This is a genomic window from Vibrio splendidus (assembly GCF_003345295.1).
Classification (GTDB): Bacteria; Pseudomonadota; Gammaproteobacteria; order Enterobacterales; family Vibrionaceae; genus Vibrio; species Vibrio splendidus_K.
Window position 1 is genome coordinate 1426727 of sequence record NZ_CP031056.1, and the last position, 15342, is coordinate 1442068.

13 protein-coding genes are annotated in these 15342 nt (G+C 44.0%); 6 read left to right on the plus strand and 7 right to left on the minus strand.

Going from position 1 to position 15342, the window contains the following annotated elements; all coding sequences use genetic code 11:
• Positions 1-273: 273 nt before the first annotated feature.
• Positions 274-1299: a diguanylate cyclase domain-containing protein gene (locus DUN60_RS21880; protein WP_114635441.1), complete on the minus strand. Its 1026-nt coding sequence runs from the start codon at positions 1297-1299 to the stop codon at positions 274-276.
• A 9-nt stretch (positions 1300-1308) separates the two neighbouring features.
• Positions 1309-1764 carry a putative pterin-binding protein gene (locus DUN60_RS21885; protein WP_065206011.1) on the minus strand — a complete coding sequence of 152 codons (456 nt, stop codon included), beginning with the start codon at positions 1762-1764 and terminating at the stop codon, positions 1309-1311.
• A gap of 488 nt (positions 1765-2252) precedes the next feature.
• Between DUN60_RS21885 and DUN60_RS21890 the strand changes: the two genes are divergently transcribed.
• The 6 genes from DUN60_RS21890 to DUN60_RS21915 all read left to right on the plus strand — a co-directional run bounded on the left by DUN60_RS21890 (position 2253) and on the right by DUN60_RS21915 (position 7766).
• On the plus strand, positions 2253-2648 hold the full coding sequence (locus tag DUN60_RS21890; RefSeq protein WP_114635442.1) for a c-type cytochrome: 396 nt from the start codon (positions 2253-2255) through the stop codon (positions 2646-2648).
• A gap of 15 nt (positions 2649-2663) precedes the next feature.
• Positions 2664-4088 (plus strand): cytochrome-c oxidase, cbb3-type subunit I, encoded by a 1425-nt coding sequence (gene ccoN / locus DUN60_RS21895; RefSeq protein ID WP_114635443.1) that lies wholly within the window; start codon positions 2664-2666, stop codon positions 4086-4088.
• Positions 4089-4703 (plus strand): cbb3-type cytochrome c oxidase subunit II, encoded by a 615-nt coding sequence (locus tag DUN60_RS21900; protein WP_114635444.1) that lies wholly within the window; start codon positions 4089-4091, stop codon positions 4701-4703.
• Positions 4700-6856, plus strand: a complete 2157-nt coding sequence (locus DUN60_RS21905) for a cytochrome c (RefSeq protein ID WP_114635445.1) — start codon at positions 4700-4702, stop codon at positions 6854-6856. The genes DUN60_RS21900 and DUN60_RS21905 overlap by 4 nt, the downstream gene beginning before the upstream one ends.
• A gap of 255 nt (positions 6857-7111) precedes the next feature.
• Positions 7112-7339, plus strand: coding sequence for a PAS factor family protein (locus DUN60_RS21910; RefSeq protein WP_004730426.1), 228 nt, complete (start codon positions 7112-7114; stop codon positions 7337-7339).
• 244 nt (positions 7340-7583) lie between these two features.
• Positions 7584-7766: a hypothetical protein gene (locus tag DUN60_RS21915; RefSeq protein ID WP_004730424.1), complete on the plus strand. Its 183-nt coding sequence runs from the start codon at positions 7584-7586 to the stop codon at positions 7764-7766.
• 235 nt (positions 7767-8001) lie between these two features.
• Here DUN60_RS21915 and DUN60_RS21920 read toward each other — a convergent pair whose 3' ends face one another.
• The 5 genes from DUN60_RS21920 to DUN60_RS21940 form a co-directional block, all read right to left on the minus strand.
• Positions 8002-9294, minus strand: a complete 1293-nt coding sequence (locus tag DUN60_RS21920) for an alpha/beta fold hydrolase (RefSeq protein WP_114635446.1) — start codon at positions 9292-9294, stop codon at positions 8002-8004.
• A 385-nt stretch (positions 9295-9679) separates the two neighbouring features.
• Positions 9680-10417 carry a DUF3726 domain-containing protein gene (locus tag DUN60_RS21925; protein WP_114635447.1) on the minus strand — a complete coding sequence of 246 codons (738 nt, stop codon included), beginning with the start codon at positions 10415-10417 and terminating at the stop codon, positions 9680-9682.
• Entirely contained in the window at positions 10414-12225 is a 1812-nt protein-coding gene (locus tag DUN60_RS21930; RefSeq protein WP_114635448.1) for a hypothetical protein, read from the minus strand. Before DUN60_RS21930 ends, DUN60_RS21925 begins: the two co-directional genes overlap by 4 nt.
• Positions 12226-12429: 204 nt before the next feature.
• Positions 12430-14037: a BCCT family transporter gene (locus DUN60_RS21935; RefSeq protein ID WP_017074003.1), complete on the minus strand. Its 1608-nt coding sequence runs from the start codon at positions 14035-14037 to the stop codon at positions 12430-12432.
• 185 nt (positions 14038-14222) lie between these two features.
• Complete coding sequence (locus tag DUN60_RS21940; RefSeq protein WP_029224917.1) at positions 14223-15218, minus strand: membrane dipeptidase; 996 nt, start codon at positions 15216-15218, stop codon at positions 14223-14225.
• Positions 15219-15342 lie beyond the last annotated feature (124 nt).

Genomic DNA, 15342 nt, shown 5'->3' on the forward strand with positions numbered 1-15342 from the left:
TCATCCATCTCATCCAAGATAAGGTCCGAAGTGAACAAATCAGTTCTGACGTTGCTCTTATGGTGAAAATTAAACGAACGAAGAATCTAATTAAAGCGATATCAAGTAGTCAATAGAAACGTAAAACGACTAAATAAAAGATTGGACACGAGCGATACATTGCTCAACCTAAACGCGGCTGAACGAAGAGGAACCGAGCAAAGCGATTAATGAATGGGGAGAATGAATTAAACAGCTCAGGTAAACTCAATAATGCTCTCACATGAAAGAGCATTAACCTTGCATGGTGGTGACCAACTCCATCATGTCTTTAGAACTTATATTTTTCTTATGTCTCACTACAGCGTCAATCATCAATTCTAAATTACCTGCCGAAATATAATCACTGAGCACCTCGTTAAATTTCTCCTGTATTTCACCACTCGCATGTAAGTGATCAGGGATAAAGAACAAAAACTGACTACCACTGCTACGAAACGAAATAGCACTTTCAGGGATCTTTGCCGTAAGAGACTTAGCGGCTGAACTCACGACTAAGTCGCCATATTCAAGCCCATACTTTTGATTAATCTCGCTAAGATTTCTGATTCGCACGAAGTACAGATCGAAGTTGTTGTCTCTCGAGTAATTATTTTTTACAAATTTCATTAGCGAGACTCTATTATGAAATCCTGTAATACAATCGGTCGAACGGAGTTTTCGTTTAGCGGAAAAATCGATATAAAAAATAGCTCCCGTCATCATCAATATTAAAACAAGAAACGCGCTACTGATTTGATGGATCATGACCAATTTGTCGACCATGGAGGTGTTTTCCTCTATCACTGGGCTTTGTAGGCGAAATTTTTCATTAATAAAGCCCACTAACGTGTGATAACAAATATCGATTTTTTTCTGTAACGACTCTTTAGGAAGGACGCCTTCGTTGACTAGCTTAATTGAAGACTCTAACGCCTTAAACTTTTCAAACTCTGTTGTAAAGTAAGGTCTAAAGTTGGCTGACTTAATGAAGTTAGACGATTCAGTGCTGTTTATTAAAATATCAAAACGACTCCAAGTAATATCGTACGCTAACCATAATTCATCATAATCGATGGTGTCAGAGCGACTGACCATCAAGAAGTTGGCGTATTCTTTTACTAACTGAAAAACGAACCACGTTGCTTCATTTTGTCGACTCGAAAAACTCTTATTGATGTCGTTAATGCGCGTGACACTGTAGATATTTACGGCGAGCACCACCGCCGCTAAAGATAACACGACAATTTTAATGGCAGCCAATGACAGCAGCTTTTTCATAGTAATCCCTTACAAATGAATATCTCGTATCTGCCAAATCATCTTGGCATGGAAATCCGTATTGTTGATGCTTGGATTTGAAGAAAGTGGATAGATCAACCAATAAGGACCTTTATCTCTTACTGACATAAACTCACCATTTTGTTTGATAGCGATAATCGGATGATAATCATCAAAATCTTCTTTAGGTACGGTAATTTTATAATCGTTCAATGCCACAAACGTCACTTGCGACGATATTGGTAAATCAATGGTTTCAAGAATCGTTTGTAGCGTCACACCACTATAAACCGACTTACCATCAACCCAAGGTAGCAAAGTGGTGATTTCTTTTTGAGGCATTAAAAGAAGTTGGTCCCTACTTAACTCATGTTTTTGACCTAAGTGATCGAAAACCGTTAACTCTGAAGCGGCAAAATTGGAAAACGAAAAAAGCGAGAGGGCAAACAAAAGTACAGTTCTCATTCTAAACTCCATTTAAAAAGGTCACTAAATTTAGTCTAGCCTATATTGAGCATTTGACTTGCCTCGCTATTAGCTAATTTTTCAATCACATAACTTTCATGTTAATCATATAGCTTTCACGTTAATCGTATAGCTTTCACATTAATTGAAGACTCTCCTCTGCTTTTTCATCAATACCGTATTCAAATCCGCAGTGCGACGCTTCTTACCCTTCAAAAATTCTCTGTTTAACGATGTTTATTATCAATAACATTACTTTTCGAACCCGGTAAGTAATCCAATTGACCAGGTAAATACGTATCAAGTTGTAAATTTAATAATAAATATGGCTCAACAAGTAGCGGGAATGCTCAACGCTGCATAACCTTTAATCGAACGAATCTATATTTAGAGCCTTTCCAATAGCTTTCGTTCAGGTTGTCACAGCCAAGCAACACAGTTCTTAAACCAAAAATCGCTTGTTAACTTTAGAACCAAGGGAACCAGTAATGAGTTTAAATACACACAAGTTTAACCCCATAACCGCACTTTCCGTCCTTTTAATGACGCTCGTAACGCATCCAGTTTATGCGGAAACCGATAATGAAAAATTCGAATTGGGAAAACAAAAAGCCAAGGTATGCATGACCTGTCATGGCGAAGATGGTATCTCGACACAAGATCCCTACCCTAACCTTCGAGGTCAGAAGGTCGGTTACCTCATTTCTTCTTTAAAAGATTACCAGACCAGAGAAAGAACCAGCGGTTTGGCGATACTTATGCAGCAACAAGCCGACACGCTTTCCGATCAAGACATCCGAGATATTTCGTATTTCTACTCAATGCTTGGCAACGACCCAAGTTCGCTTAACGATACAGACGAAGTCAGCAATTCAAAACTGTAGGCAAGGAGCCTTGTTATGGAACAAGTGACAACGCAGTACAGCATCAAGGTCGTGAGATACTTTATCATCGCCTCTTTAATCTGGGCGATTGTAGGTATGATCATCGGCGTGATCCTCGCCGCGCAGTTATATTGGCCGGTATTAAACTTTGACTCTCAATACTTCCAGTTTGGTCGACTACGTCCGCTGCATACATCTGGAGTAATCTACGGCTTCGTCGTCAATATTTTAATGGGAACCTCTTTGTACATTGCCCAACGAACAGGCCACTGTGACTTATTCAACAAAAGCCTTTCATGGATGGTATTTTGGGGCTGGCAGTTCATTTTATTGCTTGCAGTCATTTCCTTACCCGCAGGCCACACCAGCTCAAAAGAGTATGCAGAACTTGAATGGCCAATCGACTTACTGATTGTTTTGGTTTGGGTGCTCTACGCGGTGCTCTTCTTTGGTACCCTCGCGAAACGGAAAGTCAGTCATATATTCGTGGCTAACTGGTTCTTTGCTGCTTTTATTATCGTCGTTGCCATGATTTTCATCGTCAACAACCTCGCAATGCCAGTATTGGCGATGAAGTCCTACTCTGTGTTTGCCGGGGCTCAAGACGCGATTGTGCAATGGTGGTGGGGACATAATGCCGTTGGGTTCTTATTGACAGCAGGTGTGATTGGTATGAATTACTATTTCATACCCAAGGCAGCGGATCGACCTATCTACTCCTATCGTTTATCCGTGATTCACTTCTGGGGCTTAGTCGGCTTTTACACATGGGCCGGAACGCATCACTTAGTTTATTCTTCCGTTCCTATCTGGATTCAAAACATCGGCATCGTAATGTCTTTGATCCTGTGGCTCCCTTCTTGGGCCGGTGCGTTCAATAGCGCAATGACCCTTCTACAAAACAAAGAAAAGCTGAAGTCCGACTACATTCTTTTATTCTTTTTCTCAGCAATTCTTTACTACTGCTTGGCGACATTCGAAGGTCCCCTACTCGCTATTCGCTGGTTCAACATGGTGGCACACAACACCGAATGGATCATCGGTCACGTACATTCCGCAGCTCTCGGATGGGTTGGAATGTCAGGGATAGCGGTTTTTTACTATTTCATTCCACGCTTATGGGGCCAAACCGCTCTTTGGTCACGACGACTGATTAAATGGCACTTTTGGCTCGCTCATGCTGGCGTCGCAATTTATGCGATAGCACTTTGGATCGCAGGCATCGGTGAGGGTTATATGTGGCTCGCTCAAAATGAAAATGGCGAACTGATTTACAGTTTTGTAGAAGCGATGGACTTTAAAGCACCTTGGCTATTCATGCGTTTCTTTGGTGGTGCACTGTTTGTACTTGGATTGTTCTTAATGGCATTCAACTTGTACAAAACGGTTCGTATGCCAGTAGTACACGACGCTAAACATACCGTTAATGAGGGGGCTTAAATGATGAGTAAAGACTTTACACATTCAATCGTCATTTTAATTTTGACCACCGTTGTCGTGGCCTCCTTCTCTTTGTTGGTCTGGGTAGTGCCAAGCATTGTCCGTGGCGATGATATTGCCAAAGGCAGCTTAGCGATGCCACTCACACCAATTGAGTTAGCAGGCCGAGACATCTACATCAGTGAAGGCTGCCATGTGTGTCACACCCAAATGGTTCGCCCTCTAGAGCCAGAAGTGAAACGTAATGGTCGTCCGAACCAAGAAGCCGACGATATCTATGAGTTTCCTAACTTGTGGGGCTCTAAACGTACTGGTCCTGACCTCACTAACTTAGGTAGAAAGTATTCTGACCAGTGGCATGTTATTCACCTAACTGATCCTAGAAAAGTCGTACCGACATCGATCATGCCCTCTTACCCGTGGCTGTTTGAACAAACGCTTACAGGCGATGATATCAGCGCAAAAATGGAAGTGTTACGTACCTTAGGTGTGCCTTATACCGATCAAGAAATTGGTGACGCCCGATTGCAAGTAAGAGGCAAAACCAAAGGTGAAGCGCTGATTCACTATTTACAAAGCCTGGGTAAAGATACGTCACAGGAGGTATCACAATGAGCACATTCTGGAATCTATGGGCGGTACTCTTAACCTTAATATTCTTTATTCTGATGGTGTCTGTTGTCGTTAAATACTGGCGTAGCAATCACAAGGCCGATCACGACCACACCATTGGCACCTTTGATGGTATTGAAGAGAAAGATGCGCCTCCACCTAAGCTGTTATTTGTAAGCTATGCGGTCGCATTTCTTTTGTCTGCTGGTTATTTGGTGCTCTACCCCGGGCTTGGCGAATGGGAAGGATTAGTCGATTGGGAACAAAGTGATGATAAGCTCAGTTCACCATCCACCACTCTCAATGAGCAATTTGCACAAACCAGCGAAACTACGTTAGAGGGATTAGCTGCAGTCCCAGAGATCGTGAACAGCGGTAGGATTCTGTTCCAAACTCACTGCGCTGCTTGTCACCGAGATAATGCTCAAGGTCAGAAACACTTCCCTAACCTGATAGACCAAGAATGGCTCTACGGTGGCAGTGATGAAGCTGTTATTCATTCGATCGCCAAAGGTCGGAACGGTGCTATGCCAGGTTGGAGCGAAATCATGCGCCCCGATGAAGTGGCTAAGGTTTCTTACTACTTAGCTTCCCTCAATCAACGCCATACCGATGTTCCAGAAGTAAAAGTTAAAGTCGGCAAAGAGCTGTTTGTAAAATACTGCTCGTCTTGTCACGCTGATGGTTCTGTTGCGAACCCAGAGATTGGCGTGCCTGATCTCTCAGACGATATTTGGTTGCACGGCGGCAGTATTGAAGAGATACAACACACTATCAACAAAGGCTTGAACAACCTAATGCCTGCGTTTGATGAGCAGCTCACCGAGAACGAAATACTCGCACTGGGTGCTTACATTAGACATGCGGGCTCAGAGCAGCAACAAAGACTCGCGAACCTAGAAGCTCAGTCTGTTGAACGTGGTGAATACCTAGCGTATGCCGGTGACTGTGTAGCTTGTCATAGTGCAGAAGGTGGCGAACCCTTTGCTGGCGGCCTACCGTTTGTGACCCCTTTCGGCACCGTGTATTCAACCAATATTACGCCACACACCACCGAAGGGATTGGGACTTATGACTTTGATGACTTCCGAGCCGCGTTAGTTGCAGGTAAAGGTCAGAATGGTTACCTGTACCCTGCAATGCCTTACACCTCTTATCAATACCTCACCGACCAAGACATGGTCGATTTGTGGGAATACATGCAGTCAATCACCGCCGTGCCACGACGCAATGATGACAACAGCATGATGTTTCCATCCAACATTCGCTTAGGTTTGCTTGGCTGGAATATCGTATTTATGGATACCGACCCGATTGATTATGAAGTACCAGAAGAGCTCAAAGGAGAAATTGAGAATGTCGATAAGTGGCAACAAGGCAAATATTGGGTAGCGGGGCTTGGTCACTGTTCGGAGTGCCATACGCCACGAAACATTGCCCAAGCACTGATACCAGAACGTATTTTCCAAGGTAACTTGATTGACGGTTGGAATGCGCCCGATATCACGGCCAATGAACTGTATGTCGATGGTTGGGATGAAGCAACGCTCACCGATTTCTTACACACAGGACATTCAGACAAAGGCACAGCTTTTGCAGGTATGGCTGATGTAGTGAAAAACAGCCTAAGCTTGATGACACGTGAAGATATCGAGTCGATGTCCTATTACCTACTCAGTGGGGATATCAACAACACCATTGCCAGTGATGCCGTTCAGTTACAGCCTAAAGGGTTTGATGAAGACTCTTACGCGACTGATATTTACACCACGTATCGTCAAACCTGTGGAGCGTGTCATGGTGACGATGGTAAAGGTCGCGACCCTATCGCCCCTACGCTATTGAATAACGGCATTATCATGCACAGCGACCCATTTAACACTATTGCGGTGACTGTGCGCGGCCTACAACCCACCTATCTCGACAAAGACAGAAACTTCATGCCAATGGCAAGCTTTGAAGATGTGCTGTCGGATCAAAGGTTGGCTGAGTTGATCACCTTCGTGCGATTGCACCTTGGAGATAGAGAGGAACCCGTCACGGCGGAGCACGTACGAGAGGTAAGAGAAACACTTGAAGCAGCAGGTTACGCTGGAGGATTACACACCACACCTGAAATGTACGAAAATCGAGATAAGAACATTAACATTCGCTAGTTTCTCGACGTATTCGATTAGCTCAGCAAGTAGCAAGTAAGTTTTAATATTGATTAATAAACCCAAAGGAGACCAGTGCGTCTCCTTTTCTTTTTACCATAACCCGAGTTTTCGACACTTTGCCGTACAACACAATTGTAACTAACTGATTACACAATTAAGCAGAGCTGCACATAATGCGATCAATCTCGCAGAACAAAGATGATACCAAGTGCATAATACGCAAAATTTTCTAAAGATGTACTAAGGACAGTTATGGATACAACTACACTCATCTACGATACGTTGGAAGGCCTGTCGAGCGCAAAGCCACAGCAACACGCTCAAATCCGCCAAAATCTATATAACCAATTAGATTTATCATTTGAGAAGCAGTTGGCTTTATATTCATCAGTTCTTGGTCCAGCAAGTGCTGGTAGATTGACCGACTTGGATAGTGCAGTGATGTCTGCACGCAAGATTGTTGGCTTAGAAAACAGCTAAACAACCTTCAACCTATCTCAACTTTAACGCTGCCATTGTGCAGCGTTTTTTATGGACGCTATTTACGATAAGGACGGTTGGTTACGATAAGTACGGTTAAGTACGATAAGTGCAGTCGGGCCTGTTTTTCAAGTTACACGCATTCTCATTTGGTTAATCTTATGTTCCATTTTTAACAGGTGTGCAACCTCAACAATGGCGCTAATGTTAGTAGCACGTTAACCACACATCGGATGGAAGAATCATGAGAGTACTTATTGAATATACACAAACAGGCAAATACCGTGATCATGCGTGGGAAGCACTAACTATTCGTTCAAAAGGCGAAATTCAAGCTGTGACTCCCTCTTATGCGGCTCAACTTATCGAACAGAACCGCGCCAGCTTATCGACCACTGAAAATCAAGATATCGTCATCCAACCTTAATGAGTTTAGGAACTATCCCTCCCGGTTCTTAAATTCTCTGCTTTACTCGCTTTAGTTATCAATACGATACTGAGAAAAACAGAGTTTGATGACATAAAAAAAACGCTGCACGGATGCAGCGTTTTCTTGTTTCTAACGTAGATAGCTTTTAACGTTGACTTAGATAGCCTCTAACGTACATAGCTCTTAACGTAGACAGCTTTAACGTAAACAGCTTCTAACGTAAATCGTCTAATTATTTTGGCAGGTTTTCTAACGCTTCAACCATCGTCATTAGTTTATCGACAATTCTTTCGCCATCGACTCTCAAGCCATTGTGTTCGTACTCGTTAGTGATCCACGCTTTTGAGTTTGGAATATTGGCTAGCGTTTCACGGCTGTAATCCAGCTCTACATACATATCATCCGCATAAACCGCACATGCCATCGGAACCGTATTCTTGCTCAGTTGCTCTGCGTTATACAAAGAACCCCAATCTGATTTCTCAGCCAACATGTTTGCCGCTTCACGTAATGGCTTCAGCGTTTCTAGTTGGTCGAACATCCATGGGTACACCATTTCTCCGGTAAACCAGAACTCGCTACCCGATTGGTAGTTAAAGTGTGGGTACTGTTCACGAACTCTGTGAGCCGACCATTTTGACGCTGCACCTTGGCAGTAAATCGATTCATGCAAAATAGCGTAGATTGGGTTCGTTAGGTAACCCTGCTCTTGCTGCATTTGATTTAAGAAGCTGTAGCTCAGCTGCTTGCTTCCGTTCACTTCAACAAACGCACTCTCCAGTGTGAAATACATTGGAAGGTTTGCTTCGCCGCCACCAAGATTAATACCTATTAGCTGGAACTGTTCAACTGTGAACACCTGACCGTTTGGCAGTCTCACATCGTTGTTGAGCAGGTAATCAGAGATCTCGCGACACATAGCTTGTGCTTGTGGGAACTGAGCAAAGAAAGCTCTGTTTTTGTCTTCTACACGCTTGTAAGTCGCACGATAAACATCGTCAGCTTCTCGTTCAATAGAAGGAATGCCGCCCGTCACATAACAACGCTGCAAGCTCTGTGGGAACAGTGACAAATAGCTCAGTGTACAGAAGCCACCAAAGCTTTGACCAATCGTCGACCATTGTTTAACACCAAACTGCTCACGAATCGCTTCAGCGTCACGAACGATATTGTCGGCTCTGAAATGCGTTAAGTACTCGACTTGTTGTTCTGGAGAAAGGTGCGCCAACGTTTCATGACTGATAACCGTGCTGTTGCCTGTGCCGCGTTGGTCAAGAAGCAGAACACGATAGTTTTGCAATGCACGCTTTAGCCAGCCTGATTGACCGCTTACTCGTGGAGAAGGAAAGCCTGGCCCACCTTGAAAATAGATCAACCACGGCAGTTCTTGTGCGTCTTTTGTAACATCAACCAACTCACGTGCGAAGACTTGGATCTGTTGTCCATCTTTGGCTTGATAATCAAGTGGCAACTCGAAAGAGTGCTGACGATACAGGGTGGTTCCATCAATAAAGTTAGCTTGCACGCTTCATTCCTTTTTATCTGATTCTAAAGTCATTGGTACGAATAAAAATGGCGCCCTTTGGCACCCATATGAGCAAGATACGCATAGTAGCTTGTAAATGAAACCGTTTGTTTAACATGAATGTGAACGTGCTTCGTTTAATTGTTCAATTACCTCTCAACGGGTAACAACGTGTGTCAAAACAGTCAGTTTAGAAGAGGCTGATCCAGCGAGAGAGCAAAAGAATGAGGTAAAGAAAATCCAAAGCGCGAGGCAAATAAAAAGAGCTTAACGAGGTGAGGATACGTTAAGCTCTTTGGTTTTATCTGTGTTGATAAACTAACTCGCTTATTTGCCGTTAATCTATCGAACCTGTTAGTTCTAATGATCCTAATAAATCTAGCGACTACGAAGCCGTCAGTTCACCGGCACCTTGAGTCGAGCGTTCGCTGCTCTGAACTAGGATTGCGGTAGCGGTCTCTTTCAGTGCCGCCCACTCTCCATCATCCACCTCAATGCCATCGTTCCATGCTTTCTCTTGAGTTTTAAAAAGCGCTTCTGATTCAATGTGTGTTTGGTAGCCATCTGACAAACGTTCGATATCGAAATCCTGGACGGAAAGTTCGATGGTCATATTGTGGATATGTTCGACCGATGCCAGTGGCAAATCTGATAAAAACAGTTCTGGTGCAACGCAACCACGATTAAGCACATACAAAGTGCTCTTAGGGCTAGAGCCGTTATCCCAACGTGCCATGCACGCGATGCCTTTCGCAGCCAGTTTTACAAGCTCGCTATACGCCAACCAACGGTTGTGGCAGTTATTTAGCTCAATTTTCAGCGTCTTCTTACCAACCATTTTTTCAATCGAATAGTCCATAATCACAGGAAGATGACAGGCTAAGCTCGCCTTGTGTAGGTCAACTTCAACGGTATTATCGCTGCGCACTTGAATGTCTACAGGGCAATCGTCTTCAAGACCCATAAAGTTGCTCGCATTGTTAAAATGACGAACTCCATCCAAACCGACCATTTGTAAATCTGCCACCATGTTCGCTATCACATCAGCTTCACCACATGTACGACGCATACCCAAAAAGGCTTTATTGACGGCCGCTACCAGTTCATTGTGAGAAACGATCATAACGATTTACCTCCATGTTGGCCTTTCGCATTTGTGCTGTGAATTGAAACATTTTGCGAACCAGACAGTTCAGCTTCACTTGGTAATATTGGGAACACCCATTCGTCCTGATGAATTTCATCAAGCAATGGTGCACCTTGGAAAAACGTCACTCGTACCCAGCGATCTGAGCGAGGATCAAATTTTGTTGCACCAAACATCGCAAGCTTACAGCGCAACAAGTGCATTGGTGGTGAATCTTGATGCAACACATTCATTTGAATGTCGCCCATCGCTTTGTTACCTAGCGTCCACACACGGCGTGCGATTGCACGATGCTGCGGCTGTTTAACAAGGAATTCAGCCAATGAAAGCTCAGGCGCGAATTGCAATAAAGCGTGGTACAAACGGTAAGCTTGACGGCCGATATCTAAAGGCAATTCACGCTCTTCACCTAGCTCTTCGCCTCGAACTCCGAGTCTTGGCTCTTCTTTGTCTTGAGAGCGATACCAGAACCAATAGTTGTTCTCTGCTTTAGTAAAGTCAGTCGTGATCGCCCAACGGTACTTTTCTTCTAATACAACAAGAAGGTCTTGAATCTTTTTGCCGCTAGGAAGTGACAATGTTTCGCTGCAATTCATTTGCTCTTGATGGGCGTCCACTAACTCTGGGTACAATTCCATCAAACATGAGATAAGGATTTCTTGGGCTTCCATACTCATTTGCTTAGATTGCTCGACTAACTGCAACCATGTATCACACTGGCTGACAGACGTTTCTAGCGATTGCTCTGTTTCTTTCAAATCATCAACAGCGGCTTTGTTCAGCTCTTGCTGTGTTTCATTGATGGTAACGACTTGTTCTAAATGACAAATCGCTTTTTTAACTAAGGTACGTAGTGGCTCGATCAACGACGTATCAGTCTGATTGGACAACACGTCCGCCAATGCATGTTCACGGGTTGTCATCCACTGATCGACAATACTAGGGTGGTTAATAAGGTATGGCGCCATACCCAAGCCAGTCGCATTGCCAACACCAAGGTAACGTTGTAATCCTCGATGCAAGGTAATCGCTTGTTCACCGCCCTGTTGTTCGGCTAGGTAATGAACCCAATCTAGGCTGAACTCACGCAGCATATAAACTGCACACATTTGCGCACTAAATGACTGATTAAAATCTTCATTTTTCTCCAAGATTTTAAAGTCTGCAATGCCAAATTTGCCATTACCATAAACGGCAGTGGTTCTTAGGATGTAGCCTACTTCAGCCAGTTCTTTTGGCGTTGGTTGAACACCTTTCGCCAAGTGACTCACGATGTGTTCAAACACACGTACACTTTTGTTTGCACGCGCTAAAACAAGTACGTTATTTGGATTACGGCCGGCTTCTTGAAGCGGTACATTCGCACGAAGTCTTTCAAGTAGGGTGACATCAACATCACCAAGAACAAGCGCAAACGTTACGTCCCACTTTTCAGCAATTACACGGTCATTTCGTTCGTCATCTGCAATTTCATCGCAAAAAACAACCAAATGATAAACATGGTTTGGCGTCGCTAGTTTATAGATAACATGACCAAAACCCTGAGCGTCTAATTGCCATTCATGTTTCGTCACTTTCCATTCTTGCTGCGCCATTTTACGAATCAGAGTTCTTACAAAGCTGATACGTGTTTGGTGCATCGCACCTAGCCTTTCCGGTGCCATGACGACCGTTGCGTCACGTAATGCTGATTCAGTGTAGGTAGAACGATGTGCATCCATTTTGCTCACCACCTTATAGTTATAGGATTTTGCTAGCCATTCAGAACCGATCGTTGCCGTCATTTGAAGCATTCGTTATTACTGTATGCTGGTTAGCTTTCACGTTATGTGGGGCAAGCGAGCTCGCCCCTTATTATTTGTCCTGACTAGATCGATTGACCTAAATACGTTGCCGTCCGGTGTATCTTCACCAGTACGGTTTTGCTGTTCCTTTCGGAATTTTTGCGGGCCTTAATTACAAAGCCCGCATTTGGTCGTTATTGCTTTCTATAGACCTTGTTCTTTTGCCATCTTGATTGCGATTTGAGGCGCATTCCAAAGTGAAGGAAGTAAGATTAAGGAAACAGGTACCGCAGTGATAACAATGAACGATTGCAGCGCAGAAATTCCGCCTGAACCAAGGGAAATCAGAATTAAAGCTGTTACCCCCATCATCACACCCCAGAAAGTACGAATAATTGCATTGGGTTCTGTCTCACCACTCACAACAACACTGATGGTGTAAGTCATTGAGTCACCTGTCGTCACGATAAAGATCGTCGTCAGAATCAAGAACAAGATAGACGTAAGCATTGGCATTGGTAGCTGTTGAGTTACCGCCAGTAGAGCGCCTGGTAAGTTAAAACCTTCAAATGCTTTACTTACACTGCCCGGATCTGCGATTTCAAATGCCAGACCTGAACCACCAACAATCGTGAACCAAAAACAAGTAACAAACGGAGCAACAATACTAATAGTTGTCACCAACTGACGAATACTACGACCGCGTGAAATTCGAGCAATGAAGATTGCCATCATTGGTCCGTAACCTAGGAACCAGCCCCAGAAGAACACTGTCCACCAGCTCAACCAACCTTCGTCACCACGGTAAGTCGCCATTGGGATGAAGTTGTCAATCATGCTGCCTACACCTTGGATGTAGCCATTGAAGATGAAGTTCGTTGGACCAAAAATCAGAATGTAGACCATCAATGCCATTGCTAAAATTACGTTGTAACGGCTTAGCATTTGCATCCCGCGGTTAAGACCACTTAATGCAGACAATGTGTAAAGAACGATAGCGAACAAGATGATGATCAGCTGTGTCGTGAAGCCATCTGGAATACCAAACAGTTCGTTCAGTGCGTAGCTCACTTGCAAGCCCAAGAAGCCAATCGGACCGATAGTGCCCGCTGCTACTGCAACAATACAACATGCATCAATCAGTGCGCCGGTATGACCTTTCAGTGCTCTTTCGCCTAAAACTGGGTATAGCAAAATACGAGGCTTAAGAGGCAAGCCTTTGTCGTAGTGAAGGTGCATAACAACGATAGACGTTAAGCTACCAACGATTGCCCATGCGAGAAAACCCCAGTGCATAAACGATTGTGATAATGCGTTTACTGCGCCTTGTTGTGCGTTTTCTTGTGCGCCATACAACGGTGGAGGGCTCACATAGTGTGCGATAGGCTCTGCTGCCGCCCAAAACACACCGCCACCCGCCAGTAACGTACAAAAGATGATCGCCATCCAGCGGAAGCCATCCATCTCAGGCTTATCGATGCCACCTAGGATAACCTTGCCTGTTCGCCCTGCCGCTAGGCCAAGACCAATAAGAAAAGTCAGAAGAAGAAGCATTTGCCAATATGGGCCGAACACTTTTACAGACCATGCAAAGCCGGTATTTACTAGGGTAGACAGCAGCTCGCCATCAAACAAAGCAAGGGCTACAAACAGAGCAATAAAGCCGCCGCTGTACCAAAGTGCTGGGTTAGTTAGTCCTAATTTGTCTGAGGCAGACTCAGACTGTGTATTTTTACTTGTTTTATTACTTGCTGTGTTTGCTTGACCCGCATTTACATTTGAAGATTTCACGCTATTGGTTAAATCAGACATACTCTGACTCCAGAGGTTTCTTTGCAGCCGTCATTAAAATGATGACCACAAGAGGTGTATTTAACACCTGCCCTATTGTTTTTGTGTTGGGCAGGCTAATCCATGTTTGGGTTACCGCGTTGCGAAATAGACCATTGTTCCTTTTGTATAATTGATATTCTTTTCAATGCTGTTCAAAAAAGCGGTTACTTTTTGCTTTGAGGTTCTAAGCCATCTTTCAAAAAGTTAAACCAGTTATCGCCTAATACTTGCCCAGCTTCAGACTCACTGAAGCCATGGCGCATCAATCCGTTATAGATATTTTCCATACCAGAACTCCCACAGAACCAAGGCAGTGAATCTGGCCAACCTGAGTTATTCGCAGAGCCTTCACCGTAGTCCATAGCCTTCGACCAGCGACCATTTCGCATCCACTCAAGAACGGCTTGAGGTTGGTTTAAGCATAGGTCACTGCCAATACCTAGGTGTTCTACGCCGACCATGTCAGCCGTAGTTGCAACCATTTGGCAGAAATCTTCCAAGGTACATTGGCTGCCGTTTGGTAGGTGGAATGGGTATAAGCTGAATCCGATTAAGCCACCGCGTGCGGTTAGAGCCTTAATCACATCATTTGATTTATTACGCAGTGCATCATGTGCAAACGTCGGATTCGCGTGGCTGATACAAATAGGGCGAGAAGATAGGTCTATCGCCTCAAGTGTTGAACGTTCAGCACTGTGAGACATATCGATGATCATACCTACTCGGTTCATCTCTTCGATAGCTTGCTTACCGAAGCGCGTGATACCTGTGTCGTTCTGCTCATAACAACCCGTCGCCAATAAGCTCTGGTTGTTGTAAGTCAGCTGCATGATCAAAAGACCCTGCTGACGCATCACTTCGATAAGACCAATCTCATCATCGATTGGCGAACAGTTTTGAGCACCTAGAAAAATGCCGACTTTGCCTGTCGCTTTTGCAGTTTCAACATCAGCCATTGAATGTATCGGCATAATAATGTCTGCATTCTGCTCGAATCTTAAGTTCCACTCAGCAAAACGAGATAAAGTTTCACGAGCTGTCTCGTGATAAACCGCGGTAGCGTGAACTGCTGTAATGCCGCTCGCTTTTAGTGTTTGGAAATATTCTCTGTTCCAATTGCAGTATTGCAATCCATCTATAACAATCCGTTGCTGGTACATAACCACTCCTATTGAAAGCTCAGTGTTCTAGCTCGGTTTTGAAAACACGCTCAAATAACATGTTTTCAAAAATGGGTTAAATCACTTACTGGGTGCTCAGTCTTTGAAATCTATCTTTGATTGA